Below are 25,702 nucleotides of genomic sequence, written 5' to 3'. Positions count from 1 at the left end.
CGGCGGCGCCCCGGTCCGCGTGGCCGGGGTGGGGCGCCCCACCCCGGCGGGGTCGGCGTTGGCCCCGTCTCCGCCGGGACCGGGACCGTCCCGCCCCGATCTCCCCGCACCCGTTCCCGACCGGTGGGGCCTTCCACGGGTGGGCTCCGACCGGCCGCGTGTGCCACCACCCTGGACGGGGGAGCACACCGTGGGATCACCGGTCCCGGTTCCGTGGCGAACGGGTTCCCGGCGGGACGCTCCACCGCGAGCGCTCCCGTGACCGTCTCCGCGCGCCGGACGCGTGACCCGTGTGGACCGTCCCCCTGACCGACGCCGACGACCGGCTGCGCACGGGCGACCTCGCCACCCCGTGACGAGCACGGCTGCGTACGGATCCTCGACCGGGGCGACGACCTGATCCACACGGCGGGTACCTGGTGCGTCCTCCCGTCGGGGGCGGTCCGCTGCCCGTGACGGGACCGAACCGTCCGTGTGCCGTGTGCCGTGTGTCAGCCGAAGGTGAGGGCGTAGGCGCGGAGCCCTTCCCCGAGCCGGAGTTCGAGACGGGCGGTACGTGCCTCCGCGTCGTCGACCAGCCGGTGGAGGGCGGGGGGTCCGGAGACGCTGAGGGTACGGAGCGGTTTCCCGTTCACGACCACGGTCACCTCACCGGTCCCGGCGAGGACGAGGTTGACGTTCCTGGCGCGGTAGGTGAGGGCCAGCCGGGCGCGGGGCCCTGCGGTGAAGTGTTCGTACCCGGCGGTCCAGGTGCCGTCGAGGGAGAGGCGGTTCAGGGGCAGCGGCCGGTCGGGGAACCGGTACCCGACGGGCCGGTCCGCCACGAGGGGGGTGCCGGTGTAGCCACGGACGCGCTGGGTGCTCAGATAGGTCTCCGGAGTGCGGTCCCCGGTGAGGTCCTCGGCGGTCCGGCCGGTGGGGTCGGGGAGGACGACGGTGGGGTCGGCCTGCTGGAGCAGCTCCCGGATCAGCCGTTCCGTCCGCTCGTACCCTCCTTCGCCGAACGCGAAGTGGCGGACGGTGCCGTCCGCGTCGACGAGGTACTTGGCGGGCCAGAAGCGGTTGCGGTAGTTGTCCCAGGTGGTGAGGTCGTTGTCGAGGGCCACGGGCCAGGTGACGCCGAGCTTCCGGGCCCCCGCGACGACGTTGTCGCGTTCCTTCTCGAAGGCGAACTCGGGGGAGTGCACGCCGATGACGCGCAGGCCCGCGTCCCGGTAGGCGCGGTCCCAGTCCCGCAGGTGCGGTGCGGCGCGCTGGCAGTTGACGCAGGAGTAGGTCCAGAAGTCGATCAGGACGACCTTTCCGCGCAGTTCCTTCAGGCCGAGGGGGCGGTCGCCGGGGGTGTTGAGCCAGGAGTCGATGCCTTCGAGGGGCGGCGCCTGCCCGCACGAGAGCAACTCGTCGGCGCCGTCCTCGCAGCGGGAGAGTTCCTTGTTGGAGTCGTCGTAGAGACCGGACAGCTTCCGCCGCGCGGTGTCGTTGTCCTCGGCCTTCCGCTGGGCGGCGGCGGTGTAGTCGGGCAGCGCCCGTTGGAGCGCGGTGGTGAGGTCGAAGGCGAGCGCGAAGGCCAGCGCGGTCATCAGCACTCCGGCGGCGATCCGCAGCCCCCGGGCGCGGGTGCGGAAGGCGGCGACGCGTTCGGCCACCCGGCGTCCCGCGAGGGCGAACGCGAGCAGGGGGATCGCGGTGCCCGTGGCGAAGGAGAGCGTGAGGACGACGATGTCGGCGTCGATCTCGCCACGGGCTCCGGCGACGGTGATCGCCGCGAGGACCGGTCCGGCGCAGGGCACGTAGAGCAGCCCGAGGCCCAGACCGAGGACGAGCGCGCTGCCGTCCTTGTTCACCCGGCGCCGCGGAATCCGCGCGAACGGCCTCTCCAACAGCCTTTCGACGGGCGGGAAGACGAGACCGAGGCCGATCAGGACCAGCAGCACCAGACCGGTGTGGCGCAGCACGTCCGGGGGCAGTCCCAGTGCCGAGACGATGGTGACCCCGAGCAGGGTGAAGAAGCCGAAGCTCAGGACCAGCCCGGCGACCACCGCGTAGGGGCGGCGGTTCCTCGGCGGACGTGGTGGTTCCTCCGACGGGCCTCCGGAGCCGCCCCCGACGTCGGAGCCGCTGCCGGTGTCCGGCCGCCCGGCGGGGGCCGGTACCGGCTCGCCGCCGGTGCCGCTGGCGAGGAACACCACCGGCAGCACGGGGAGGATGCACGGCGAGACCGCGGTGATGAGACCGCCGAGCAGGCCGATCAGGACGAGGGTGGACATGGGTGGGGCCGCCTCTGCCGTTGGAACGCCGTACGCGTTCCCTCGACGGATGATTCGGACTCCTCACCCGACTGGATGGCGTGCGGGCCGTTCCGCCGCGCGATCCCCGCTGCTCCGCCGTCCCGGCCCGCCCCGGCGCCCCCGTCCCGCCTCGTCCCGTACCGCCTCACCCTGACCCGTCCCGTCTAGGACCTGTTCCGCCGCTGGCAGCGGGACGGGACGCGGCACCAGATCCTCACCGGCCTCAAGGCACCGCGCCGTGGCCGCGAGGTACGACGAGCTCGGGGTCCGCTACGAGGTGACCGTCCTCGTCGCGGCCATCGACGAATGGCTCTGACCGGAGCCGTCGAGAGTGATCCAGTAACGGCGTTTGACCCCGGCCTCGGTGCTGCGCACGTCTTCGAGGACGCCGCCGTTGCTTTCGATGGTGCGCGTCGAGCCGACGTTGCCGTCGTCGCAGGTGAGGAGGACCCGGTCCAGGCCGAGCGCCGGCGCCTTGAGCAGAACCGCTCCCAGCGCCCACGAGGCCAGCCCACGTCTCCTGGCGGAAGGCCGAACGCTGTAGCCGATGTGTCCGCCGCCTTCCCACAGCACGGCGTTCAGGTAGTGCCGAAGGTCGATGGCCCCGAGGTACGTCTCACCGTCCGCGATCCACCAGTGGGTGGCGTGGACGCGCCCTTCCCCGACGGGTAGCGACCGGTCCGATTGCCGCCGCAGTCGCTCAACCCATGAGGCGAACCCTTCCGGGCGGTCGAGGTCGTCGTCACCAGCCAGACGCAGACCAGTTCCGTCCTGGTGAGCACCAGGCTGCCACTCGTCACGCGCCGCGAGCCACGAGGAGTGCAACTCCCTTGTGGGAGCGATCAGTTCAGGCATGCGAGGGACGATAACACCCGCATCTCCCACGTGATCAGGCACTTCGCTTCAGATCGAGAGCGTGGTCCGCCGGATGGGGTGCTGCAGGTAGCCGGATCGAGGCGCGATCGCCTCATTCCGCCGCGATCGCTCAACCACTGCCTCGATCCGCTTCCAGTCGGTTCGTCACCGGAGCGTCGTCGGTAGGGCGAGGCGGGCTGCCGCCTGGTGTCGTCGCCGCCGGTCGAACCAGCGCAGAGCGGCTTGGCCGCTGACATGGTCGGTGGGTTCGCCAGCGGTGCGGCTGCGTCGGATCAGCAGGTGGCGGTGGCTGCTGTTGCCGATGCGAACCCATGCCCAGTCGTAGGAGCGCGGGCCTTTCGCACCAGCTCCGGCTCTGCGCCGTTGCCGGGCGGTGGCCGCGCGTGACTGGCCTGTCCGGCCAACTGCCAGTAGTTCTTCCGCCGCTCAACGCGGGACAGCGGCCCGAGCAGATGGGAGCGGGTTCGCTCGCCCTCGGCTCAACTCGGTCGAACCGGACCGTGATCCGGGCCTGGTGTGGCCGGACATCACCTGTCAGTGGACGGGGTCTGCGCCATGGCCCGTGGCCACCGCACGATCTTCGTTTGTCCACACACCAACCGATGATCACGCGGTGGCCGCACCCGTTCCCGGCCGGGTCCTGGGCAGTGCCGAACTCCTTGCATCGGTCCGACGGCCTCGGACCGTCAGAATGCGCATATGGACAGCGAACCTCTGCGGATCCCGCTTGATCAGCTCCGGCACGCCTTCGAGCTGGCACTGAAACACATCGAGGCGTCAGTCGGCAGCGGGGTAGCGCTCGAACACGATTACTTCTGGTCTGTTCCAGGTGACGAACTCTACGACGTCCTCAATGAACCGAGAACGATCACAGTCGGGCAGCTTTCCGAGTCGTGGCAGCATCTTGAGGGCCTCCTCGCCGAGCCGGAGCAGGCCGTGGGCCACCACTTGGTCTGGCTCGCTGATGTCCTCCGCGCGATCGGGCAGAACACCACCGGGTAGCCACTGCATGCTCGATGTGACGTGGAACTACGAAGTCGCACTGGAGTGCTGACAGGTCGTTTCAGAATGAGTTGAGTCGCGCGTCTTGTGCTCGACGATCGATGATCGCTCGACGCGGTGTCGCCCACGGTTCCGGACTCGGCAAGGTGCGCTGGGCCGTCGGGCGCACCTTCGCCTGACTTCACCACTTGAAGCGTCTGTGAATCCGCTACGAGCGCCGGGCTGACATTCATCTCGGCCTGCTCCAACTCGCGTGCGGCATCATCTGCCCGCGTCGGCTCCGCACCTCATGATGAAGAAGGAGCCAGGACGACAGGGTTCGATGGCCAGGTGAGAACGGTCAGCTCAGGCCACTGCTTTTGCCAGCGGGCTGCCTTGGCCTCATACACCTCGCGCGGGGCAAGCACCGGATTGGGACGTACGACGAGGTTGAACACGTCGGAGAGCCCGTGCGGAGCGTAGACGCGCCACCGACCGCCCGGCTCCAGGCGCACGCCCAAGCAACAGGTGGTCGCAGCGAAGCTGTCGATGGCCGCCTCAGTGGAAGCATGAGGAGCGCACGCGACGCCGAACTTCTGCTCGTACCAGAGGTGGACACGAGCCTCGTTGCGGACCTCGACCTCCGCCGGAAGCCCTGCGAACGCTTCCCCGGCGGTCTTGATCACCGTGTCCTCCGCCTCCCATGACAAGTCACGGTCGTCGAAGTAGGAAACGTCGTAGTCCTTGATCCCGCTGGTGGGATGCCTGTCCGTGACCACGTTCCAGACAGTCTGGAACAGGCAGCCCGCCGTCACATACCAGTTGGACAACCCCAACCCTGCCGTGCGGTTCAGCACCTCCACCAGCACCTCATTGCGGGCCAGCGCAGACTTCAGGGCGGAAAGCTGTTCGTCGAGCGAGAGGTGACCAATCATTGCCCATGCCTACCACGCGATGGGCCTGCAGCCCCCGTAGCCCCTACTGCGAAGCCCTCACGGAGAATCTGATTCTGAAAGGAGAGTAAGCGCTGTCCCGTAAAAGACCTCCGGAGCTCTGTGTGGGCTACCCCATCGCTGCGCGGGCCGTGTCGAGAAACGCCGACCGGTTGCCCTCCAGGTAGTCCCGTACGCTCTCGCCGTCGGGCAAGCCTTCCCACACGGCTCGGTTGAGGTCGAGGAAGTGCGCGTGCGCGGCGTCGTACACGGGTGGGGGGAACTGGACGCGGATGAGCCGGTCCGCGACCCAGAAGCGGTACATCACGTCGCGGGCCGTGAGGTACCAGGCGTCGGTGTCCTCCCACTCGGAAGGCCGGCTGTACGCGGCGCGTTCCGCTTCCGCCGACACCTCGATGAACCGCTCCAGCAGCGCCAGCCGTTCCGCGCGCCGGGCCTCCGACAGGGCGCTCTGCTGCCGTTGCTGTTCAGTGCGCTCCGCGGAGAGTTGAGTCCTGTGCTGGACGAGGTAGGACAGCACGCCGCCGAGGACAACGCCGCCCAACGATATGAGTGACACCCAGACTTGACCCGACATGGTGGTCATCGTGCCATGCCGTCGATCTTCGAGAACGACCTGTTCTGCGGCTGCTGTGATCATGGCGTAGGAGCCGCCCCTGGACAGCTCGTCGGAGCCGCCCTGGACAGCACCCGTTCACCGGGCTGAACCCGAGGTCGTCATCCCGCATGTCCCGCCAGGCCGTCCCGGTGTGGAACTACGCGCGATCCGTTGAAGGCGCCGCCCGGGGCGGAACGCCGCGCCGGACGCGGCGGACGGCCGGTGGTCCGGGTCCCTTCGCCAGGGGAGGGGACCCGGACCAGCGGCCGTCGTGGGCGTGCACCGCTGTGGCGGACCGCTATCCGGGCATCAGCACGGTGTCGACGATGTACACGGTGGCGTTGGAGGTGCCGATGTTGCCGCAGACCACCTCCGCGCTGTCGTTGACCCGGTAGGAACCGTCCGAGCCGCTGGTGGTGAGCTTCCCCTTCTGGAGGGTCGCGAAGGAGCCGCCCTCCAACTGGCGGGGCGTCAGGTTCCGGCCGACCACGTGGTAGGTCAGGATGTCGGTCAGCCGCTTCTGGTCCGCGAGGACCTCGTCGAGGTCGGCCTTCGGGATCTTCGCGAAGGCGTCGTTCGTCGGGGCGAACACGGTGATGCCCTCGGCCTTGTTGAGGGTGTCCACCAGCCCCGCCCGCTTGACGGCGGCGACCAGCGTGGACAGGGCCGGGTTGTTGGAGGCGGCGGTGGCGACCGGGTCCTTGGCCATGCCGTCGAAGGAACCCGCGCCCTCCTCGGGCACACCGGCGCAGGCGGGGCCGAAGGGCCGGTCGGAGGCCATTGAACCGTCGGCCTTCGCGGCGTCCGTCTTCGCCGCGTCATCGGCCGCCGCTGTGGCGGTGGCCTTGGTGTCCCCGCCGGATTCGGAGCAGGCGACCAGCGCGAAGGGCAGCAGGACGGCCGCGGCCACGGCGGTCGCGGTACGACGGGCAGGCGTGCGGTTCATATCGGTTCTCCTGTTGACGGGGTGGTGGGGACGGGAGCGACGGGACGCCGCCCCGGCGGAGTCGGGCAAGAGGGACGGGGACACGGAACGTCCAGCCCAGGGACGGGTACGGCACGCGGTGGACCCCGGAGGGCCGCGCGGGGCGGCGCCTATGGGTCCGGTACCGCCGACCCGCCCCGGGACGCTCGGGTCCGGACGCGGGGCCGGACGTGGACGCCGCCGCAGGCGACCCCGCCCCCGACCCCGACGGCGGCCGGGAGCGCGGACCGACGGCACGGATGCCGGCGGGGTCCGGGACGGCGGGCGTGCGGTGTTCGGGCTGTGTCACACGGCGTATTCGCGGACGCGCGGCCGTCGGATGGGTAGGTCACCCCTTCCGGTGAATCCCCGCGTCGCCTTCACCGGTCCGGTCCGGTCCGATCCCTGCCCTGCCCTGCCCTGCCCGGCCCAGGCCCGGGACCGGAGTGGCTCGGCCCGGGACCGGAGCAGGCCGACGGCCGGAGCGCCCAACGACCCGAACGGAGCCGGGAGTGGCCCTGCCCTGCCCGGACCGGCCGGAGGGACCGCTGCCCACCTGGACCAGGAGCAGGCCGGAACCGTCCCGTCCATGGGGGGCGGAACCGCCCCCGCCTCATGGACGGCCGGGTGCGCGAGAGCGCGGAGCCGACGTTCCGCAGAGCGGCCGACTCCGCTCGGGCGGGCGGAACCGACGGGTGCGGGTGACGACGACGGACCCGCCCATCCATGGTCGCGTCCGCTACGAAGACCGGTCAGGAGACCACCGCGCCGGACCGTCGGTGGCCCTCCGCCAGGACGGAGCCCGTCGGCCCGTCCCGCCCAGCGAAGGAAACCCATGCGAGCCATCTCGACCCGAGGGACACCACCACGGCCCGGGGCCGCCGACGACGACGGCGCTCGCCCCGCGCGGCCGCCACGACCGGAGCCGACCCGGTGAACCGACCGCTCCCCACCCGTGTCACCGACCGCGCCGACCGCACCGACCTCGCGGCGGTCATGCGCGAGGTCGCCCGAGGCGACAAGGAGGCGTTCGCCACCCTCTACGACGCACTGACCCCGATGGTCTTCGGCATCGTGCTCAAGGTCGTGCGCGACCGGGCGCAATCCGAGGAGGTCGCCCAGGAAGTGATGATCGACCTCTGGCGGCGGGCCGCCCACTACCAGCCCGCCTCGGGTGCCGTCACCACCTGGGCGGCGACCATCGCCCACCGCCGCGCCGTCGACCGGGTCCGTTCCGCCCAGGCGACCGCCGACCGGGAGCGGGCCCAGGCCGCCCGTGCGCACCGGACCGCGTTCGACGAGGTCGCCGAGCAGGTCGAGACCCGACTGGAGCGGGAACAGGTGCGCCGCTGTCTGCGCCGTCTCACCGAGCTCCAGTCCCAGGCGCTGACCCTGGCCTACTACCAGGGGCTGACCTACCGGGAAGTCGCCGAAACGCTCCGCACACCGCTTCCCACCGTCAAGACACGCATGCGGGACGGCCTCATCCGGCTCCGCGACTGCATGGGGGTGACCACATGAGACGATCCGCGTCCGACATCCACACACTCGCCGCCGCGTACGCCCTCGACGCGCTGGACGGCGACGACCGCGAGGCGTTCGCACACCATCTGCGCCGGTGCGAGGCGTGCCATCAGGACGTCACGGAGTTCGGGGCCACCGCCGCGCGGCTCGCCGCCGCCGTCTCCCAGTCGCCGCCCCCGGAGCTGAGGCGGCGCACCCTGACGGCCATCGCCGAGGTGCGGCAGCAACCCCCGCGCGTGGCCGTGCCGAAGAGGGGCTCCGGCTCCTGGCGGCACGCCCTCACGCCCCTGGCGCTGGCGGCCAGCCTCGTCGCGGCGGCCTCGTTCGCCGGGCTCGCCGCCTGGCAGTACCGGACGGGCGAGGAGCACCAACGGCGGATCAGCCAGAGCCAGCAGCGGCTCGACGACATCAGCGCCGTCCTGGCGGCGCCCGACGCCCGGACCGTCCGTGGGGAGGCCGACAACGGGGCCCGCACCGCGCTCGTGGTCTCCCGACGGGCGGAAAGGGCCGTCTTCACCGCCGTCGACCTGCCCGCCCCCGCCTCCGGCACCACCTACCAACTGTGGCTCGACCACCGGGGCACCATGCATCCCGCCGGATTCATCCGCCGGGACGGCACCGTCCTCGTCGAGGGCGACCCCTCCGGCGCCACCGCCGTCGGGCTCACCCTCGAACCCGTCGGCGGCTCGTCCTCACCCACCACGCCGCCCCTGCTCCTGATGCCCTTGACCGCCTGACCGCCTGACCGCCTGACCGCGCCCGCCTCCGGAGGACGGGTCCGGCGACGATCGCCTACCCCGGCGGACCGCGCGCCGCGCGTCACGTCGAGGACGGTGTCCACCGCCTTCCTCGACGTGTTCGCGGCGCGTCCGGTGGGACATCACCCACAGCCGCAGGACCCGGGCGCTGGACAGCCGGTCCGCCCCCGCCCGTTGATCCGGCGGAGCGCCTCCAGGCGCCCGGCGTCGTCCAGCCCGCGCAGCCGGAAGGCGACCGTCGGCAACTCCCGTGGGAACACCTCTCCGACCAGCCGGTCCGCGCACAGCCGGGAGTCCGCGTCCCCGGGCGAGCCGTACCGCCCCTGCCCGCCCCGTCCCTGTCTGTCGTCGTCCTGACCCGGGTGCGCGTCACGGGCCCGAGCCTCGACGCCCCGAGCCGCGCGGTGAGCGGATGACCGTCACCGCCCCCCACCGGCGGCGCGCCCGGCCGTCCATGACCACCGTCCGCACGCGGCCGGGCACCCACCGGCGCCCCACCAGGGTGTGCGGGACGGAACCGCGCCGCCCTGCGCCGACCCGGGCCGGGTCACATAATGGGTGTCAGGACCGGCTCCGGCCCCTGCCCGGCACCCATCGGCCCCGAGCGGCCGAGCGGCCCGAGGAGCCCGAGAGCCGGAGGAGTCCGAGAAGCCCGAGGAGCCCGTATGGGAGACAGGAGCGGCTGGGCGGCGGAGCTCGATCCGGTGGACCTCGGGGCGGTCGACGAGGCGCTCGACTTCGTCCGGCGGACCGCTCCCCCCGACGCCCTCCGCGCGCTCCTGGGCTCCCTGGGTGCCCTCGACCCCCTCGACGGCGCGCGCCTGGCCGCCGTGGCGGCCCACTGCGTCCCCGCCCACGTCGCCGAACTGGTCTTCCCGCGTTCGCTCGACCGGTTCGTCGCGGCGCTGCGCGCCTCGGGGCTGCGGGTCACCGACCCGGTGCCCAGCGTGGTGGTGAGGGACCGGCTGGCCCACCGCCACCGGGTCCCGGCCGGACGGCTGGACGTGTCCATCGTGCACCTCGCCCTCCCCGGAGACGTCCCCGGCCGCATGGGCGTCGAACTCTTCGTCCTGCCGGTGCCCCCCGGCTCGCCCCTGACCCCGATCGCCGCCCGGGAACGCGCCGAACCCGCCGAACGCCACGCGGCGCTCGGGGTCCTCGGCCGGGACGAGGTCGTCCTGGCCGGGCTGCGCGCCCTCCTCACCGACCGGACCGGCCTGCTCCCCGACGGCGGCGGCTACAACCCCGGCGAGGACTGCACCGTCCTCTACTACCGCCGCAGCGGCGGCCCCCGCTCCGGTCCGCCGGCACACGACCGGCTGGAACTCAGGGCGCCCGGCGCCCGTCCGGCGGCGCTCGCCGTGCACCTTGCGGACGGTCCCGACGACGAATACACCCACGAACGGGCGCTGCTGACCCTGCTGACGGGTGCCTGGACCACCCGGGCCCTCGCGGTCGCCGCCGAACTGGGCATCCCCGACCGGCTGCCCGCCACCGCCGCCGAACTCGCCGACCGGCTCGCCGCCGACCCCGACGCGGTCGCCAGGCTGCTGCGCTACCTGGAATCCGTCGGCGTGGTCGCCCGACACGGCGACCGGTACGCGCTGACCCCCCTCGGCGGACCCCTGCGGCGCACGGCGGAACACTCGCTGCGCCCCGTCGCCCTGCTGTACGGCGGACTGTTCTACCGGTCCTACGGCGCCCTGGCCCACGCCGTGCGCACCGGGGAGGACGGCTTCACCGCCTGGTACGGCCGGGGCCTCTTCGACCACCTCGCCGAACACCCCGACCAGGCCGCGCTGTTCGACGCCGCGATGGCCGCCAACGCCCCGATGTTCCTGCCCGTGCCCGACCTGGTCGACCTGAGCGACGTCCAGGTGGTGGTCGACGTCGCCGGGGGCGAGGGGGAACTCCTCGGACGGTTCCTGCGCCACGCCCCCCAGCTGACCGGAGTCCTGCTGGAGCAGGCACCTGTCCTCGACCGGGCCCGCGCCCGTCTCGCCGCCTCGGGCCACGCGGACCGCTGCGCCTTCGTCGCGGGCGACTTCACCCGGGACGTGCCGACCGGGGGCGACCTCTACGTGCTCTCCCGGATCCTGCACGACTGGGACGACGAACGCTGCCTGGCCATCCTGCGCCACTGCGCGGACCGCATGGCACCCGGCCGCGCCCTCCTGCTGATCGAGCGGCTGCTGCCCACCGACGGCCGCCCGTCCCTGGCGGTCCCCTGGGACCTCCACATGCTGTGCAACACGGGCGGCCGGGAACGCACCGGGGACCACTACGCGCGACTGCTGGACACGGCCGGGTTCGACCTCGTCTCCGTGGACCGCCTCCCTCTGGACGGCGGCCTCCTGAGGGCCGTGCGGCGACCGGACCGGACCCCCACCGGGTCCCGGACCACCACGGGCGGCTGACCGCCCCGCCTTCCACTTGGGAGACCGTCATGTCCACCACCGCCGCGCGGCCCGGGGAACCGTTCCCCGACCCGCCCGAAACCACCCTGGACGGTCTGCTGCTGCGTCCCGGGCCGGAGACCGGGCGCCGCACCGCCCTGATCGACGCGGCCACCGGGGAGCGCTGGACCCACCGGGAACTGTCGGACCGGGCCCTGACCGCCGCCTCCGCCTTCCGCCGCGCCGGGATCGTCCCCGGCGAGCGGGTGGTGCTCTGTCTGCCGAACGGGATCGACTACGTCACCGGTCTGTTCGGGCTGCTCGCGGCGGGCACCGTGGTCAGCCCGGTCCTCCACGACGCCCCCGCCGCCGAACTGGCCGCCCGGGACGCGTCCGTCGGCGCGTCCGCCCCGGACGGCGGGGCCGGGGAGCGGACGGGGGAACTGCTGCTGTACGGGCCCCAGGTGGCCGGGGGCCACCTCGCCGTGGACGGCGGCCTGGACCCGGTCACGGACGACGAGGGGTGGCCACCGGCGACCTGGTCCGGATCGACGGCGACGGCCGCCTCCGGGTCGTCGACCGCCTCAAGGACATGGTCAAGTACCGGGGCCACCAGATCTCCCCCAGCGAGGTCGAGGGGGTCCTGCGCGCCCATCCCGTGGTCCGCGACGCCCTCCCCGTCGCCGAACCGCACCCCCGGGACGGCGAAGTCCCGCTGGCCCGGGTGGTGTTGAGGCCGGGACACCGGCTCACCCCCCGACTGGAGTCCGAACTCCGGGAGTTCGTCGGGCAGCGGCTGGCGCCCCACAACCGGCCCCACCGGATCACCGCCGTCCCCGCCATCGGACGCACCCCCTCAGGCAAACCCCCGCGCCGCCGTCGAGCCTCCGCCCCGCCCCCGAGTGAACCCGTCCCGCCCCCGAGCGCCGCCCCCTCGCCCCCGGTCGTCTCCATGGCGCCCGCCCCGCCTCCCGTGGCTTCCACCACGCCCGCTCCGGCCCCTGCCCCGCCTTCCGCCCCGTCTCCGCCCCGGTCCCCGTTCCGTCCCCCGTCCCGCCCCGGCCCGACCTCACGGGCCGCACCGTGCTCGTCACCGGTGGATCGCGCGGGCTGGGACGGGCCCTCGCCGCCGCCTTCCTCCGGCACGGCGCCCAGGTCGTGATCACCGGCCGGGACCCCGCCGCCCTGGCCGGAGCCCGTACTGCCCTCGCCCCGCTGGGTCCGCCGCGCACCGCCGCCGTGGACAGCACCGACCTCCCGGGGCTGCGCGCGCTGGCGGAGGAACTGGCCGCCGAAGGCACCGGGGTGGACGTCCTCGTCTGCAACTCCGGGGTCCCCGGTCCCTCCGGCCCCGCCTGGGAGAACGACCCCGACGAGTGGTGGGCCGTCCAGGAGGCGAACCTCCTCGGCACCTTCCTGCCCTGCCACGCCTTCCTGCCCTCGGTGATCGAGCGCCACGGCCGGATCATCACCGTGGCCAGCCACGCGGGGCACCACCGATGGCCGCACATGTCGGCCTACTCGGTCTCCAAGGCGGCCGTCATCAAGTTCGCGGAGAACCTCGGTGCCGAACTCCGCCGCCACGGCGTGGCCGTCTTCGCCTACCACCCCGGGCTGCTCACCATCGGCATGCCCGCCCGCCTGCTGGACGGCCGCCCCGCCCCGGACAGCTGGGACGCCCGCATCAGGGACTGGTACCTCAACGAGCGCGCCGAGGGCCGGACCGTCCCCACCGAGCGGAGCGTCCGGGGCGTACTGCTCCTGGCGGCGGGCGCCGCCGACCACCTCTCCGGCCACTATCTGACCCCCGACCACCCGGCCCTGACGGACCGTCCCGGGCCCGGGGAACAGGGGCCCGGGGGAACAGCCCGGTGAATACGGCGACCCGCCCGCCCTCCGGGACTGACCCCCAAGGGCCGGGGCCGTCCGCCGCCGGTCCGCGCTCAGCGGACGAGGAGGCCAGGAGACGGGGGCACGCGCCGCCGCACCGCTGACGGCTCCGGAGGCGCGTCCGGCCGACGGGCACCGCTCGGGACGGGCGGCCGGAGGACGGGGGACCCGTCCGGCACCGGGTCACCGGCGGACGGGATGCGGGAAGAGCCGCGAGCGCAGAGCGACGCGTTGATAGCGTTGCGTGGTGGAGTTGCGCACCCTTGAGTACTTCGTCGCCGTCGCGGAAGAGGGCTCCTTCACCAAGGCCGCCGCGCGCTGCCATGTGGTCCAGCCCGCCGTCAGCCAGCAGATCCAGTCACTGGAGCGGGAGTTGGGCGAGCCGCTGTTCGAGCGGCTGCACCGGAGGGTCGTCCTCACCAGCGGCGGCCTCGAACTGCTGCCGTACGCGCGGACCTGTCTGGCGGCGGCCGAGGCGGCGGCCGTACGGTTCTCCAGCCGTGCCGGTCTGCTCTCCGGCTCCCTCCGCCTGGGGACCGTCGGAGGACTCGGCGGCACCCGCGTCCCGGGGCTGCTCGGCGAGTACCACCGCCGCCACCCCGGGGTGACGGTGGACCTCGTCGGGGCGTCGAGCCCGTCGCTGTCGGCGATGCTGCGGGACGGGGCCCTCGACGCGGCGGTCATGGCGGCGCCGAGGGGCGGTCCGTCCGACCTCCTCGGGACCCGGGTCTTGCTGCGCGACCGGATCGTCGCGGCGCTGCCCGCCGGGTCCAGGGCCCCGGACGAGGCACTGGACCTCAAGGAGGCGGCCGGGGCGCGCATCATCACCTACGGTCCCGACAGCGGGGTGCACGGATTCATCAGCGACGCCTTCGCCGCGCGTGGACTGCGGCTGGAGGTCGCCTACGCGACGAACGACGTGGCCCTCCAACTCGCCCTGGTCGTCCAGGGCATCGGCATCGCGCTGGCCCCCCGCTCCAGCCCCGCGCTCGGGGCGGACCGGCGGGTCGTCCTGGTGCCGCTGGCCCCCGCCATCACGTTCGACAAGGTGCTCGCCTGGCGCTCGGACCGGCAGCCGAGCGCCCCGCTGGGCGCCTTCCTCGACCTGTGGTCCGTCCTTCCCGGAGGCGCCTGTGAGGCGGACGCCTCCGGCACGGACGCCGTGCAAGCGGACGGGACCGCGGACGCGGGCACGGGAGCCGACGAGGGCGTGGGCGCGGGCTGACCGACGGAGTGCCGACGAGCACGGTTCACGGTGTGCGCCGCGGGGCCCAGCGCCGTCGGATGAGGGGCTTGTCCGGCTTGCCCACGACGGTGCGCGGCACCGATTCCACCTCCCGGACCACGCCGTCGACCCCCAGTGGCCGCAGCACCTCCCGGATCTGCGCGGCCGCCGCGCCCGCGAGGACGCCCTCCACGGGCCGCACCACGACCAGTACCTCCGGCGCGTAGACCTCCGGCTCGGGGGGCACGCTGACGGACTCGGCGACCGCCGGGCAGTGATCGGCGATGAGTCCGTCGAGGACCGGTGAGGGGAGCGGACCGTTCACCGTCCGGACGGCGTCCGTCGTCCGGCCCAGCACGCGGTACGAGCCGTCGGCGACGTGCTGGGCGATGTCCCCGGTCCAGAACTCCCCGTCGCGGAAGGTGACCGCGTTGGCCTCGTCGTCGTGGAGATACCCCTCGCTGGTGCAGTCCGAGGACAGCACCAGCACGCCCAGACCGGACCCGGGGTCGTCGTCCAGCGGGGCGAGACGGGCCGTCACCCCGCCGACGGGCACCATCCCCGCCGCGCTCTGGACCACGTCGTCCATGTTGCCCAGTCCGAGCCCGAACTCGGTCGAACCGTAGACCTGCCGGAGGTGGACGCCCAGGGTCCGCGCGCAGGACTCCATCAACGCGGGGCTGACGTACGCCCCGCCGCACAGCGGCCGCCGCAGCGCGGGCAGTGCGGTGGGCGACGTCCTCGCCGCCGCCACGAGGTCCTCGTAGTGCCGGGGGAGCGCGCTCATCATGGTGACGCGGTGCCGGGCGAGCTGGCGCAGCAGCACGGCGGGCGGGGTACGGGGATCGGTCAGCAGCAGCCGGGCACCGGCCAGCAGCGCGGCGAAGACGTGCAGGTCCGTGGCGTGCGCCACGTCCAGGGTGTGACGGCACAGGACGGTGTCGGACTCCCCGACGCCGATGTCGGCCACCCAGCGCAGTCGTTCGCGGACGAACGGCCCCTGTTTCCAGGACACCAGTTTGGGCGACTTGGTGGAGCCGGAGGTCCACAGCCGCCGGAAGACCCGGTCCGCGTGCCCGGTCGCCAGCGGCCCGGCGCCCGCGCGGGGTCCGGTTCCGGCGTCCGCACCGGTTCCGGAACCGGTGAGCGGCAGGGCGGCGAGGTCGACCCGGGGAACGGCCCCCTCGGCGTCGCGGTGCGGGGAGCCCACCCAGAGCACCGGGCGGGCGAGGGCGAGCGCCCGGTCGACGGCCGCGCCGTCGAAATCCGCCAGGACGGGTACGTAGCAGGCGCGCAGCGCGGCCACGGCGAGGACGAACGCCACGTAGTCGGGGGTGTTGGGCAGCCCGTGGCAGACCACCGTGTCGCCCGGCCCGACGCCCCGGGCGCTCAGTCCCGCCGCCAGCGACTCGGCCCGTGCGACCAGCCGCGCGTAGGTACAGCTCTCCCCGTCGACGGTTTCCACCGCCGTGGCCTCGGGGCGTCCGGCGGCGATGCCCCGGATGGTTTCGAACAGCATGACGCGTTCCGTCTCCTCGGTGGTGGGTCCGGTGTCCGGACGCGGGACCTTCGGGACGCGGGGACCACGGGCGTTCCCGGTGCCCGTCCGGGCGTCGCCGGGACGGTGGAAGCCGCCGGGCGGTGGGAACGCCTCGTGGTCCGTCCGCCCCGGGGTCAGGGCGCGGCGACCCAGCCCGCGTAGGTCGCGAAGCGCCAGTCCTTGGCGAGACAGTCCACTTGGTCGAACCCGGCGGCCCGCAGCCACTCCAACTGGGTGTCGAGGTCGACGGGGATGTCGAACCTCATGCGCTCCCGGCCCGCAGCCCACTCCTCCTCGGGCGTACCGGAACGGACCACATGCGCCTCGTGCATCCGGTCGTACATCCCCTCCAGCCACGGTCGCGCTCCGAGCAACTGCTCCACGTGCACGAAGACACCGCCCGGGCCGAGGCTCCGCCGGATGCGCGTGAACAGCCGTCGCTTCTCCTCGTGGGGCAGATGGTGGATCGCGAGTCCCGAGACGACCGCGTCGAAACGGCCGGGTGGCAGGGGGTCCACCAGGTCCGCCACCAGCACCCGGACCCGTTGATCCGCCGCGAACCTGCCGCGCGCCTGGGAGAGCATCGCCTCGGACCGGTCCATCAGCGTCACATCGGCGCCGGGGAGCCGCTCCAGCAGCCGGGCGCTGAGCAGCCCGGTCCCCGCGCCCAGGTCGAGGACGCGCGGCCGTTCCCCGCCGACCGTCATGGCCACCGTCTGCACCGCGCTGTCGTACAACAGGTCGAAGGAGGGGATCAGCTGACGGCGCAGCGAGTCGAAGGTGGTCGGGTCCCAGAGGTCGTTGCCCTGGATGGTGAAGTTCTGCGACACGGTGTCTTCCTTCCGGCGGGGCGGGGCGGGGTCGCGCGTCGGCGTGGGGGAACGGGACGCGGGCGTGGCGGCGCACAGGACACCCCGGCCGGTCGGCCGGGGCCCTGGCGGGGCCCGCTCAGATTCTTCCGGCGCCGGAACGGCCGGACCAATACTTTGCGGTGCTCACAGGGCTCACGGAGACTGATGCGTGAGGACGCGCCCGCTCGTGACCTCGCCCTCGCCGGGTGCCGGGGAACGGGCCACCGCCGACGACCCCCGCCGGTCCGCGCACCGCACGGCCACGGGCGGTCGATCTGAACCGCTGGTGAGGAGGACGTCCGGTCGGGGTGGCAGCCCGGCGGGGGAGGGCGATGGCCGTCAGATCCGGGGGACGCACCTCGTGGCGGACGGTGGCGTCGGTCAGCCGTCCGGACTCGAACACGGCGACCGCCGAACGGAGTTCCCGGGACGGCGCGTCCAGGAACCCTTCCAGCGGTTCCGCCTCCGCTCCGGTCCGGGCTTCGGGCAACGGCTCACCGGTCGGGACCGGAGGGTGGGCCGCCGCCCACGCCCGGCGCGGGGTCGAGGAGCGACCCCGCGCTCGCGGACGGGCCGCCACCGCGCCGCCCGACGGCGGCCGGTGACGGCCCGTGGAATCCGCTGGCGTCCGGTCAGGCCGCTCTCGGGAGGGGGAAGGCGCGTCGCATGATCGCGTCGAACGCCGCGTCCGGCAGCAGCCGTTTGGCGAGCATGGTGGCACGGGCCGTGGTGCCGATGGCGTAGCGGGCGCGGGGCCGGGCGACGGTCGCGGCGCGCACCACCACCCGGGTGGCGGTCTCCGCCGAGGCGGCGCCCCCGCGCCGGGTGAAGGTGCGCTCGGCGTACATCGCGGCCAGTTCACGGCGGAAGTCCGCGTACGGGTCACCCGCCGCCCCGGGCGCCGGGTCGTGGCGCATGGTGCCCACCGCTGTCGATCCGAACTCGGTCATGGTCGGCCCGGGCTGGACCACCACCACCTGGACGCCGAGCCCGGACACCTCGAGCCGCAGGGAGTCGCTGATGGCCTCCACCGCGTGCTTGCTGGCGTGGTAGAAGGCCCCTCCGGGCGGGGAGAACCGGCCGCCCATGGAGGAGATGTTGACGATCCTGCCGCGTCCGGCGCGCCGCATCCCGGGCAGGACCAGTTGCGCCATCCGCACCAGCCCGAAGACGTTGGTGTCGAACTGGGCGCGGACCTCCTCCGGGGACGCCGTCTCGACGGGCGAGTGCAGTCCGTAGGCGGCGTTGTTGATCAGGACGTCGATCCCGCCGCGTCCGGCCTCGACCGCGGCCACCGCGGCGGTCATGCCCGCCTCGTCCGTGACGTCCAGCGGGTGGGTGGCGATGCCCAGGGCCGCCAGGTCGGCGAGGGAGCCGGGGCGCCGGGCCGTGGCGTGGACGTGGTGGCCGAGGCGGTGGAGGGCGAGTGCGGCCTCCCGTCCCATCCCCGAGGAACAGCCGGTGATCAGTACGGTCAGTGGCGCGGTGGTCATGACCCGTCCTTTCGGTGCAGGAGGTCCCAGACGGCGGCTTCCGCCCGGTCGAGGTCGTCGGGGTCGAGGGCTTCCAGTCCGCCGGGCCGCTGGAGCCGGACCAGACCCGCGAACGCGCCCAGGGCCAGCGCCACCAGGTGGCCCGCGTCGCCCTCGCGGATCTCACCGGCCCGCTGTCCACGGGCGATGAAGTCGGCGGCGACGCGGTCGATCTCCAGGGCGAGCCCGACGCTCTCGGGGTTGAGGTACGTGTCGTGCTGCTGGTGCTCCAGGAAGACGAAGGCGTCCGGCCGGTCCGTCGCGAACCGGGCGAAGCCCCGCCAGAAGCGGCCGAACTCCACCCGGATCGAGGAGGTGGGTCCGCCTTCGGCGACCGCGTCGGCCAGCCGCTCCAGCAGATCGCGCTTGGCGTGCTGGAACGCGGCGTTCCCGAGCGCCTCCTTGCTCGGGAAGTAGCGGTAGATGCTCCCCACCCCGACCCCCGCGCGCTGGGCCACGGCGGGCATCTGGGTGCCCTCGTAGGTCCGCTCGGCGAACAGGGCGATGGCGGCGTCGATGAGGGACCGGGCGAGATCCGGTTTCCTTGGGTTCACGGAATGAATGTTCATTCCGGTGGGGGTGAAGTGTCAAGTCCCGTTGTCGTGAGGCTGATCGGGGGCGGCAGGGCGGCGCTGTCACGGCGACGGGACGACGGTGACCACGGCGGGGCGGCGCGACGGAAGCCGCCGGTGCCCACCGGGCGGCGGGCACCCGAGAACCATCCGCCCCCGGCAGACGTCCGACCAGGTTATGACGCGACGACGAATGTTCCCGACGGAACGGCTCCGGCGGCTCGTGCCGTCCGGCACCGCCCTCCGCCTCCGCCTCCGGCTGCGCGCGCTGCCGAGGCCGGGGCTGCCGAGGTCCCGCCGGGCGCAACGGCGGCTGGTGCAGACGGCCATGGTCGCGTCGGTCCTCGCCCTCGCGCCGACCACCTGGATGCACCTGGTCGCGGACGACAGGATCACCACGGTCGCCGAGGTGCCGAAGCAGGACGTGGCGGTGGTCTTCGGCGCCGGGCTGCGGGACGGCGAGCCGACGAGGTACCTGGCGCACCGGCTGGACGCGGCGGTGGACCTGTACCGCGCGGGCAAGGTCAAGGTGGTTCTGGTGACCGGGGACAACAGCCGGGTGGAGTACGACGAGCCCGACGCCATGCGGACGTACCTCACCGCGCGCGGGGTGCCCGACGGACACGTCGTCAGCGACTACGCGGGCTTCGACACCTGGGACTCCTGCGTCAGGGCCAAGAAGGTCTTCGGTGTCGACCGGGCCGTGCTGGTGACGCAGGACTTCCACATCCGCCGCGCGGTGACGCTCTGCCGTTCGGCGGGGGTCGAGTCCTACGGCATCGGGGTCACCGAGCGGCTCGACTCCAGCTGGTACCACGGCAAGGCCCGGGAGGTCTTCGCGGCGGGCAAGGGAGCGCTGGACGTCCTGCTCGAACCGGACCCGCGTTTCCTGGGCGCCAAGGAGAAGGGCGTCCAGGAGGCGCTCGTCGCGAACGGCGGATGACCCCGCCGCCCGGGGCCGGAACTACGGCTCCCACCACCAGCTTTCCAGGTCGTGGTGGGCGGCGAACTCCAGGGGAACCGCGTACGGCGACCGTCGCGCGAGTGGTAGGGCGTCGGTGCGCAGGACCACCGCGCGCAGTTCCCGCACGGCGGGCGTCCCGGCCAGCTCGGCCACGTCGAAGGGGCAGCCCGCAGGGCCGCCGAGGAGGGTCTCGCAGCCGAACGCGTACCAGTCGGCGACGAGTTCGCGGTCCCCTTCCCGCTCGGCGGCGAGGGCGACCTCGCTGACCGCCTCGATCAGCGGGGTGCGGCGGAGCGGGACGGCGTCGGGGCCGTGGAGTTCCCCGGCGGCGACCATCCGGCGCCACAGCACGGTCCCCGCGTCGCAGTACAGGAACGGCGGATCGGCGTAGCCGTCCTCCAGCCAGGACCCGTAGCCGTCGAAGCCGGGGGAGTCCTCGTCGAACGCGCGCAGCGCGGTGAACCCGGTCAGCGCCTCGAAGAGTCCGGGCCGCTCGGCGTGGTCGGGGTGCCGGTCGAGCGGGAAGCGGTACGCGTACCGGCGGCGCAACAGGGCGTCCATCACCCGGAAGTGCGTGAACGAGCAGTCGTATCCGTCCTGGAAGCCGTACAGCGCCGCGAACCAGTCCCGGACGCGCGGATCCTCCGGCTCGGCGCGGGCGTCCAGGACACGGACCGAGTCCGAGACCAGGTCCTCGATCTCGTGCGTCGACATCGGGTTCCCCCTCTTGTGCCGTCCGGTCGCCGGTCGCCGGTCGTCCGCTCCTACGCCTGTCGGCCTGTCCGGGCGCTGTGCTGTCCGGTCGTTCACGGCCGCATCGCTTGAGGGCGCGCGGCCCGTTCCGCCACCGTCCGCTCCGCATCCTCGCAGCCCCACTGACATCCCCCGTTCGTCCGGTCACCGGTTCCGTGCAACCAAGATCCCGTTCCGGGAGTCGTGTGGGTGTCGGCCCTTCGCGCCGACCGACGAGACACCCCTCCAGAGGGCCGAATGAACCCAGCCAGAAGCACGACGGCCGTCACCGCCACCGCCGTCGTCCTCGCCACCGCCGGAACACTGCTCATCGCCGTCGCCCCGGCCGCCGCCGCTCCCGCGAGGTGCGCGTCGCCCGTGTTCACCCGGGAGTTCTTCGCGAACACCACCTTCTCCGGCGCGCCCCGCAAGACCGACTGCGACAGCGCGGTCGACGAGGACTGGAGGGCGGGAGCCCCCGCGTCCGGCCTGCCGAAGGACAAGTTCGGGGTCCGCTGGTCGGTCACCCGGGACTTCGGCTCCGGCGGCCCCTTCACCTTCCGGGTCGGGGCCCGGGACGGCGTCCGCGTCCACCTCGACGGCGTCCGGAAGGTCGACCTCTGGAGCGACGTCTCCGGTACGCGGAAGAAGACGGTGAACGTCACGGTGCCGCGCGGGAAGCACACCCTGCGGGTCGACTTCGTCAACTGGACCGGGAACGCGGACGTCGACTTCACGTACGCGCCCCGCACCTCCGCCACCGTCGACCGGGTCAAGCCGCTCGTCCCCGGGGGCCTTTCGGCGGCCTACGACCGGGCCACCGGCCGGACCAAGCTGACCTGGGCGAAGAACAGGGAAATGGACCTCGCCGGATACCGGGTGTACCGCCGGGTGACGGGAGCCTCCCCGAGCACCCGGCCGCTGGCGACGACCACCTCGACCTCGTTCACCGACACCGCCGTGCCCCCCACCGGTGACACCTACCTGTACGAGGTCCGTGCCCACGACAAGGCCGGGAACCGGTCCGCGCGCTCCGCCCCGGTCAAGGTCAGGACGGAGGACCGCACCGCGCCTTCGGCGGTCACCGGGCTGAAGGTCAGGCCGACCGGGTACGGCTTCGCCCTGAAGTGGGACCGGAGCGGGGCCTCCGACGCCAAGACCTACGTGGTCCACTGGGGGGAGCCCCTGGGAGACGGTGAGGAGCGGGTCTGTTACGGCGACGCGGTCGAGTACCTCGGCGTCGGCACCACCTCCCACGACTACCTCACCCTCCCCGACGGGGACGAGACGTGCTTCTTCGTGGACGTGCTGGACGCGGCCGGGAACTCGTCCCTGCGCCAGACCGGGAGCGCCCACGTCGTGACCGCGACGGAGCACGACACCACCCCGGGCGTCCCCACCCCGGAGGGCTCGCCGCTGACGGTCACCGCGCGGGGCGCGGAAGGGGCCGAGGGCAACTCGGTGCGGTGGACCGGGCTCGGCCCGTCCGCCCCGCAGGCGGCGCGCGGCTACCGCGTCCACCGCTGGAACCCCGCGACGGCCGCCTACGAGAAGATCGCCGACGTCGGAAGAGGCGGTTCCTCCTACGTCGACACCGGGGCCGGGCGGGGCACCACCTCGTACTACTGGGTGACGGCCGTCGCGGCGGACGGCACCGAGTCCGTCCCGGCGGGCGACTGGGCGGTCTCCGCACCGGCCGCCCGCTGAGCGGCCGTCCCGCGGTCCGGTCCGTCAGCCGCCTCCGCCCGCCCGCCGGTCGTCCGTCGGGTTGACCGGAGGGCGTGGCGCTGCCGGGGTGGTCGTCGGGGGCCGGCCGGGTTGCGCTGGGCTGGTCCGAGCCGGGGCTTGGGGCCGGGGTCCGCCGGTTGGCGACTCCCCGCTCCCGCTCCCGGTTCCTGCTCGCCCGCCTGCCCACCCGTCCGCCCGGTCCCGTTCCGATTCCGGGCGGACGGGAACAGGGAGCTACCCCGCCGTTCCCGTCCCACGGGCCCTGTCCACCACTCCGGCCGCCAGCTCCACGATGACGTCACGCACGGCCTGGTCCCGGTCGCCCTCCTCCGGGTGGGGGCCGAGGACCAGCCGGGTGAGCTGCGGCACCGCGTGCGGCCAGGCGGCGAGGCCGATGAGGGAGAGCAGCGCGACGGCCGCCCGGGAACCGGGCTCCACGCCCAGCCGGTCCGCCAGGGCGTCCACCTTCAGGGCGTAGCCCCCGGCCCGCCGCTCTCCGCCCGGGAGCCCGGCGCCCTCGTCGGCCAGGGCCTCCCAGAGCAACAGCCGCAGCAGCTCGGGCCGTTCCCGGTGGAAGTCGTACACCGAGCCCACCCAGGCGGGGACGTCGTCGCCCGGTCTGCCGACTTCCTCGGCGAGTTCGTCCATCGCGGCGCCCAGCGTCGCCGCGAACAACCCCTCCTTGCTGCCGAAGTGGCCGTACACCCGTTCCTTGTTGACCCCGGCCAGTTCCGCGATGCGGTCGACCCGGGCGCCCGCCACCCCCCGGGCGGCGAACTCCCGCCGCGCCGCCGTCAGAAGCTTGTGCCGCGTCACGGCCGTGTCCCTCGCCATGCGCCCACCTTACCCAACCGGACAGTTGGCTCACCGTTGACAACCAACTAGTTGGTTGGTGTCATGGGCGGCATGACGACAACGGACTCGAACGTCACGGCACGGGGGTCGGCTCCCCGGACCGCCGCGCCGACCGCAGCGCCGCCTTCCCTCGCTCCCGTACCGGCTTTCGCCACCCCTGTACCGGCTTCCTCCTCCGGCCGGTTACCGACCGGGACGGGACCCGGGGTCGAGGCCGGTGGCGGTGGCGGCGGGGACGGCACTGGGACGGGGGTCGTGGACGGACCCGGGAGCCGGGCCGTCGCGCCGGGGGCCGTGGGCGGACGCGGGAGCCGCGCCGTCGCGCAGGGGGCGGCCGTCGTCCCCGTCCTGTGCGCGGTGGGCGTGCTCGTCGTCGGGCAGCTCTACACCGTCCTCCCGGTCCTGCCCGACCTCGCCCACTCCTGGTCCACGACCACCGCGGCGGCGGGCTGGGCCACCACCTCCTTCGGCCTGGGGTACGCCGCCGGATTCCTGCTCTCCGGCCCCCTCTCCGACCGCTTCGGCCGCCGCCGCGTCATCGTCGCCGGACTGCTGCTCACCGCACTCGCCACGGCCGCCGTCGCGCTGGCGCCCGGCCTCGTGACGGGCTGCGCCGCGCGTACCGCGCAGGGCCTGGCGGCGGCGGCCTTCGCGCCCGCCGCCTTCGCCTACCTCGCCGAACGGGTCGAACCGTCCTGGCAGGCGGTCGCCGTGACCTGGTTGACCAGCTCGTTCCTGGCGGCCGGGGTCCTCGGCCAGGTCTTCTCGCAGTCCGTGGCCGGGGCGTGGGGCTGGCGGGCCGTCTTCCTGGTCTGCGCCGTGGCCATGGTGGGCGCGGCGGCGCTGACGCGTGCCGTGCTCCTGCCCGACCGGAGCCCCGCCGCCGTCTCGGCCCCCGACGCCTACCGGGCCATGGGGCGACTGCTCACCCGCCGCTCCACGGCGCTGCTCCTGCTGGCCGCGCTCACCCCGCTGGGCGGTTTCGTCGCCGTCTACACCGCGCTCCAGACCACCGGCCCCGCCGCGCTGGCCGACCGGCCCGACGCGATGCTGCTCCTGCGGGCCGGCGCGCTGCCCGCGATGCTGCTGGTGCCGTTGGTCACGCCCCTGCTCGCCCGGCTGCCCGCCGAACGCCGGGTGGTCGGGGCGCTGTCGCTGGCGGGCGCGGTGAGCGGAGTGACCGCGCTGCTCGCGTCGGAGGGTGACGGTCCGGACCCGCTGGTCCTCGGACTCCTGCTGGCCGTCTTCGTCTTCGCGGTCGCGGTCACCGCGCCCGCCCTCGTGGAGGCCGTCGGCTCCCGGGCGGGACCGGCCCGTGGCGCGGCGGTCGCGCTCTACACCTTCGCCCTCTTCACCGGGGCGAGCCTCGGCCCGCCGCTGGCGACCGCCGTCGCCGACGACTTCGCGACCGCCGCCGTGGTGGTCGCGGGAGTCCTGTGCGCCGGGGCGGCCACGGCCGCGCTGGCGGTGTCGCGACGGTACGCGGACCGCTGAGCCCCCGGAAACCCGTCGCCTCGACGGCGTACCGGGACGTCCGCCCCGGCGGACGTCCGTCCCGCGAGGCGTCGTCCGTCCCGAGAAAGGAACGATCACTCCCATGCGATCCCGCACCCTCCTCCCTGCGCTCGCCCTCGGCGGTGTCTGCGCGCTGGGCGCGACGCTGCTGCTCACCGCCGCCGACGGCGACGCGTCCCCCGGCCGTGCCGGGCCGGTCGCACCGGTCACCGGCCCGCCGGGCGGCGCCCCGGAGGAACCCCGCCGTGAATCCCCGAAGGAACCCCAGGAGGACGACGTGACACCCGTACCCCAGGACAGCGGATCCCCGGCCCGGGGCGGCGACGAGGAGCGTTCCGCCGTCCACCGGTCGGGGAAGGCCCTGGCCGACGCGGGACTCCCGGCCGTCCCGGACGGCTGGCGGGCGGTGCGGGTCCGCCGGGAGGCCCACGAGGACCGCCCGGTGACGGTCGTCCGCTACGAACGGGGCACCCGGCGCGTCCTCGGCGGCGAGCACGTCACCACCGTCGTGGACCGCGAGGGCACCCTGCTCGGCTACACCCGGATGACCCCGGACCCGGAGTCCCCGTCCGTCCCCTCCGACGAGGCGGCGGAGGGGACGGCCTTCGCCTGGCTGGAACGCTTCGCGCCGGACCACGCGGAAGGGCTCTCCACCCAGTGGGTGGACCGGCACGACGAGGAGGTCCGCGACCGCGCGGGGACCGTGCGCGCCGTCTCCGGCGCCAAGGTCAAGACCCGGCACGAGAGCGGCCTGTACACCTGGGTGATCGTGGGCGGCGATGGTGAGGTCGTCACCTACGAACGGGACGTCCGCTGGGACTCCTCCCGGGGACGGCGCGCCACCGCCATGTGGCTGCACGACAAGTGGATCGCGGCCCGCGAGGGCACCGGCCCCCGGCCCGGCGCGCCGTACGCCCCGGTGGAGGACACCTCCTGAGGCCGGGTCGGGGACCAGGGCCT

23 protein-coding genes and 1 pseudogene are annotated in these 25,702 nt (G+C 73.7%); 13 read left to right on the top strand and 11 right to left on the bottom strand.

Going from position 1 to position 25,702, the window contains the following annotated elements:
* Positions 1-491 precede the first annotated feature (491 nt).
* A complete protein-coding gene (locus ACVWNX_RS03720; RefSeq protein ID WP_454412416.1) occupies positions 492-2,267 on the bottom strand; it encodes a cytochrome c biogenesis protein DipZ in 1,776 nt (591 codons plus the stop codon).
* Between the two features lie 291 nt (positions 2,268-2,558).
* Positions 2,559-3,143 (bottom strand): GNAT family N-acetyltransferase, encoded by a 585-nt coding sequence (locus tag ACVWNX_RS03715; protein ID WP_454412415.1) that lies wholly within the window; start codon positions 3,141-3,143, stop codon positions 2,559-2,561.
* Positions 3,144-3,863: 720 nt separating this feature from the next.
* On the opposite strand from ACVWNX_RS03715, the gene ACVWNX_RS03710 reads away from it, so the two are divergent.
* A complete protein-coding gene (locus ACVWNX_RS03710; RefSeq protein WP_454412414.1) occupies positions 3,864-4,166 on the top strand; it encodes a hypothetical protein in 303 nt (100 codons plus the stop codon).
* A 104-nt stretch (positions 4,167-4,270) separates the two neighbouring features.
* A pseudogene (locus ACVWNX_RS03705) lies at positions 4,271-4,459 on the top strand (IS5/IS1182 family transposase); the annotation flags it as partial.
* Here the strand turns inward: ACVWNX_RS03705 and ACVWNX_RS03700 are convergent.
* From ACVWNX_RS03700 to ACVWNX_RS03690, 3 genes are all read right to left on the bottom strand, one after another.
* Positions 4,454-5,080, bottom strand: coding sequence for a nucleotidyltransferase family protein (locus ACVWNX_RS03700; RefSeq protein ID WP_454412413.1), 627 nt, complete (start codon positions 5,078-5,080; stop codon positions 4,454-4,456). The pseudogene ACVWNX_RS03705 and the gene ACVWNX_RS03700 sit on opposite strands and share 6 nt — an antisense overlap.
* Positions 5,081-5,207: 127 nt before the next feature.
* A complete protein-coding gene (locus ACVWNX_RS03695; protein ID WP_454412412.1) occupies positions 5,208-5,684 on the bottom strand; it encodes a hypothetical protein in 477 nt (158 codons plus the stop codon).
* Positions 5,685-5,994: 310 nt separating this feature from the next.
* The gene (locus tag ACVWNX_RS03690) at positions 5,995-6,642 is read right to left on the bottom strand and encodes a fasciclin domain-containing protein (RefSeq protein ID WP_454412411.1); all 648 of its coding nucleotides are present in this window, start codon (positions 6,640-6,642) and stop codon (positions 5,995-5,997) included.
* A 951-nt stretch (positions 6,643-7,593) separates the two neighbouring features.
* Here ACVWNX_RS03690 and sigK point away from each other — a divergent pair.
* From sigK to ACVWNX_RS03655, 7 genes are all read left to right on the top strand, one after another.
* Positions 7,594-8,181: an ECF RNA polymerase sigma factor SigK gene (gene sigK / locus ACVWNX_RS03685; RefSeq protein ID WP_454412410.1), complete on the top strand. Its 588-nt coding sequence runs from the start codon at positions 7,594-7,596 to the stop codon at positions 8,179-8,181.
* Entirely contained in the window at positions 8,178-8,921 is a 744-nt protein-coding gene (locus tag ACVWNX_RS03680; protein ID WP_454412409.1) for an anti-sigma factor, read from the top strand. The genes sigK and ACVWNX_RS03680 overlap by 4 nt, the downstream gene beginning before the upstream one ends.
* Before the next feature lie 686 nt (positions 8,922-9,607).
* A complete protein-coding gene (locus ACVWNX_RS03675) occupies positions 9,608-11,359 on the top strand; it encodes a methyltransferase (RefSeq protein ID WP_454412408.1) in 1,752 nt (583 codons plus the stop codon).
* Between the two features lie 29 nt (positions 11,360-11,388).
* Positions 11,389-12,072 (top strand): AMP-binding protein, encoded by a 684-nt coding sequence (locus ACVWNX_RS03670; RefSeq protein ID WP_454412407.1) that lies wholly within the window; start codon positions 11,389-11,391, stop codon positions 12,070-12,072.
* On the top strand, positions 11,997-12,500 hold the full coding sequence (locus tag ACVWNX_RS03665) for an AMP-binding enzyme (RefSeq protein ID WP_454412406.1): 504 nt from the start codon (positions 11,997-11,999) through the stop codon (positions 12,498-12,500). The genes ACVWNX_RS03670 and ACVWNX_RS03665 overlap by 76 nt, the downstream gene beginning before the upstream one ends.
* Positions 12,422-13,213: an SDR family NAD(P)-dependent oxidoreductase gene (locus tag ACVWNX_RS03660; protein ID WP_454412405.1), complete on the top strand. Its 792-nt coding sequence runs from the start codon at positions 12,422-12,424 to the stop codon at positions 13,211-13,213. The genes ACVWNX_RS03665 and ACVWNX_RS03660 overlap by 79 nt, the downstream gene beginning before the upstream one ends.
* Before the next feature lie 262 nt (positions 13,214-13,475).
* Positions 13,476-14,453 (top strand): LysR family transcriptional regulator, encoded by a 978-nt coding sequence (locus ACVWNX_RS03655; protein ID WP_454412404.1) that lies wholly within the window; start codon positions 13,476-13,478, stop codon positions 14,451-14,453.
* Between the two features lie 25 nt (positions 14,454-14,478).
* Here ACVWNX_RS03655 and ACVWNX_RS03650 read toward each other — a convergent pair whose 3' ends face one another.
* From ACVWNX_RS03650 to ACVWNX_RS03635, 4 genes are all read right to left on the bottom strand, one after another.
* The gene (locus ACVWNX_RS03650) at positions 14,479-15,972 is read right to left on the bottom strand and encodes a class I adenylate-forming enzyme family protein (protein ID WP_454412403.1); all 1,494 of its coding nucleotides are present in this window, start codon (positions 15,970-15,972) and stop codon (positions 14,479-14,481) included.
* A 155-nt stretch (positions 15,973-16,127) separates the two neighbouring features.
* Positions 16,128-16,823, bottom strand: coding sequence for a class I SAM-dependent methyltransferase (locus ACVWNX_RS03645; RefSeq protein ID WP_454412402.1), 696 nt, complete (start codon positions 16,821-16,823; stop codon positions 16,128-16,130).
* Positions 16,824-17,476: 653 nt separating this feature from the next.
* Entirely contained in the window at positions 17,477-18,337 is an 861-nt protein-coding gene (locus tag ACVWNX_RS03640) for an SDR family NAD(P)-dependent oxidoreductase (protein WP_454412401.1), read from the bottom strand.
* A complete protein-coding gene (locus ACVWNX_RS03635) occupies positions 18,334-18,930 on the bottom strand; it encodes a TetR/AcrR family transcriptional regulator (protein WP_454412400.1) in 597 nt (198 codons plus the stop codon). Before ACVWNX_RS03635 ends, ACVWNX_RS03640 begins: the two co-directional genes overlap by 4 nt.
* A gap of 196 nt (positions 18,931-19,126) precedes the next feature.
* On the opposite strand from ACVWNX_RS03635, the gene ACVWNX_RS03630 reads away from it, so the two are divergent.
* Positions 19,127-19,891 (top strand): SanA/YdcF family protein, encoded by a 765-nt coding sequence (locus ACVWNX_RS03630; protein WP_454412399.1) that lies wholly within the window; start codon positions 19,127-19,129, stop codon positions 19,889-19,891.
* A gap of 21 nt (positions 19,892-19,912) precedes the next feature.
* Here the strand turns inward: ACVWNX_RS03630 and ACVWNX_RS03625 are convergent, their stop codons facing one another.
* Positions 19,913-20,626, bottom strand: a complete 714-nt coding sequence (locus ACVWNX_RS03625; RefSeq protein WP_454412398.1) for a hypothetical protein — start codon at positions 20,624-20,626, stop codon at positions 19,913-19,915.
* A 276-nt stretch (positions 20,627-20,902) separates the two neighbouring features.
* Between ACVWNX_RS03625 and ACVWNX_RS03620 the strand changes: the two genes are divergently transcribed.
* Positions 20,903-22,351 carry a fibronectin type III domain-containing protein gene (locus tag ACVWNX_RS03620; protein ID WP_454412397.1) on the top strand — a complete coding sequence of 483 codons (1,449 nt, stop codon included), beginning with the start codon at positions 20,903-20,905 and terminating at the stop codon, positions 22,349-22,351.
* A gap of 255 nt (positions 22,352-22,606) precedes the next feature.
* On the opposite strand, the gene ACVWNX_RS03615 is transcribed toward ACVWNX_RS03620, so the two are convergent.
* A complete protein-coding gene (locus ACVWNX_RS03615; protein WP_454412396.1) occupies positions 22,607-23,206 on the bottom strand; it encodes a TetR/AcrR family transcriptional regulator in 600 nt (199 codons plus the stop codon).
* A gap of 276 nt (positions 23,207-23,482) precedes the next feature.
* On the opposite strand from ACVWNX_RS03615, the gene ACVWNX_RS03610 reads away from it, so the two are divergent.
* Both ACVWNX_RS03610 and ACVWNX_RS03605 read left to right on the top strand, forming a co-directional pair.
* Positions 23,483-24,721 (top strand): MFS transporter, encoded by a 1,239-nt coding sequence (locus ACVWNX_RS03610; RefSeq protein ID WP_454412395.1) that lies wholly within the window; start codon positions 23,483-23,485, stop codon positions 24,719-24,721.
* Between the two features lie 103 nt (positions 24,722-24,824).
* On the top strand, positions 24,825-25,679 hold the full coding sequence (locus tag ACVWNX_RS03605) for a hypothetical protein (protein ID WP_454412394.1): 855 nt from the start codon (positions 24,825-24,827) through the stop codon (positions 25,677-25,679).
* The last annotated feature ends 23 nt before the right edge of the window (positions 25,680-25,702 follow it).

This window comes from Streptomyces sp. JNUCC 64, assembly GCF_054484115.1.
Note: the sequence above shows the minus strand (reverse complement) of the source record. Positions and strands in the feature narration are given on the sequence as shown.

Bases quoted from the DNA above. Each gene is read 5' to 3' on its own strand.
- ACVWNX_RS03720 (WP_454412416.1), bottom strand. From the start codon at position 2,267: ATGTCCACCCTCGTCCTGATCGGCCTGCTCGGCGGTCTCATCACCGCG.
- ACVWNX_RS03715 (WP_454412415.1), bottom strand. From the start codon at position 3,143: ATGCCTGAACTGATCGCTCCCACAAGGGAGTTGCACTCCTCGTGGCTC.
- ACVWNX_RS03710 (WP_454412414.1), top strand. From the start codon at position 3,864: ATGGACAGCGAACCTCTGCGGATCCCGCTTGATCAGCTCCGGCACGCC.
- ACVWNX_RS03700 (WP_454412413.1), bottom strand. From the start codon at position 5,080: ATGATTGGTCACCTCTCGCTCGACGAACAGCTTTCCGCCCTGAAGTCT.
- ACVWNX_RS03695 (WP_454412412.1), bottom strand. From the start codon at position 5,684: ATGACCACCATGTCGGGTCAAGTCTGGGTGTCACTCATATCGTTGGGC.
- ACVWNX_RS03690 (WP_454412411.1), bottom strand. From the start codon at position 6,642: ATGAACCGCACGCCTGCCCGTCGTACCGCGACCGCCGTGGCCGCGGCC.
- ACVWNX_RS03680 (WP_454412409.1), top strand. From the start codon at position 8,178: ATGAGACGATCCGCGTCCGACATCCACACACTCGCCGCCGCGTACGCC.
- ACVWNX_RS03675 (WP_454412408.1), top strand. From the start codon at position 9,608: ATGGGAGACAGGAGCGGCTGGGCGGCGGAGCTCGATCCGGTGGACCTC.
- ACVWNX_RS03670 (WP_454412407.1), top strand. From the start codon at position 11,389: ATGTCCACCACCGCCGCGCGGCCCGGGGAACCGTTCCCCGACCCGCCC.
- ACVWNX_RS03650 (WP_454412403.1), bottom strand. From the start codon at position 15,972: ATGCTGTTCGAAACCATCCGGGGCATCGCCGCCGGACGCCCCGAGGCC.
- ACVWNX_RS03640 (WP_454412401.1), bottom strand. From the start codon at position 18,337: ATGACCACCGCGCCACTGACCGTACTGATCACCGGCTGTTCCTCGGGG.
- ACVWNX_RS03630 (WP_454412399.1), top strand. From the start codon at position 19,127: ATGACGCGACGACGAATGTTCCCGACGGAACGGCTCCGGCGGCTCGTG.
- ACVWNX_RS03625 (WP_454412398.1), bottom strand. From the start codon at position 20,626: ATGTCGACGCACGAGATCGAGGACCTGGTCTCGGACTCGGTCCGTGTC.
- ACVWNX_RS03620 (WP_454412397.1), top strand. From the start codon at position 20,903: ATGAACCCAGCCAGAAGCACGACGGCCGTCACCGCCACCGCCGTCGTC.
- ACVWNX_RS03615 (WP_454412396.1), bottom strand. From the start codon at position 23,206: ATGGCGAGGGACACGGCCGTGACGCGGCACAAGCTTCTGACGGCGGCG.
- ACVWNX_RS03605 (WP_454412394.1), top strand. From the start codon at position 24,825: ATGCGATCCCGCACCCTCCTCCCTGCGCTCGCCCTCGGCGGTGTCTGC.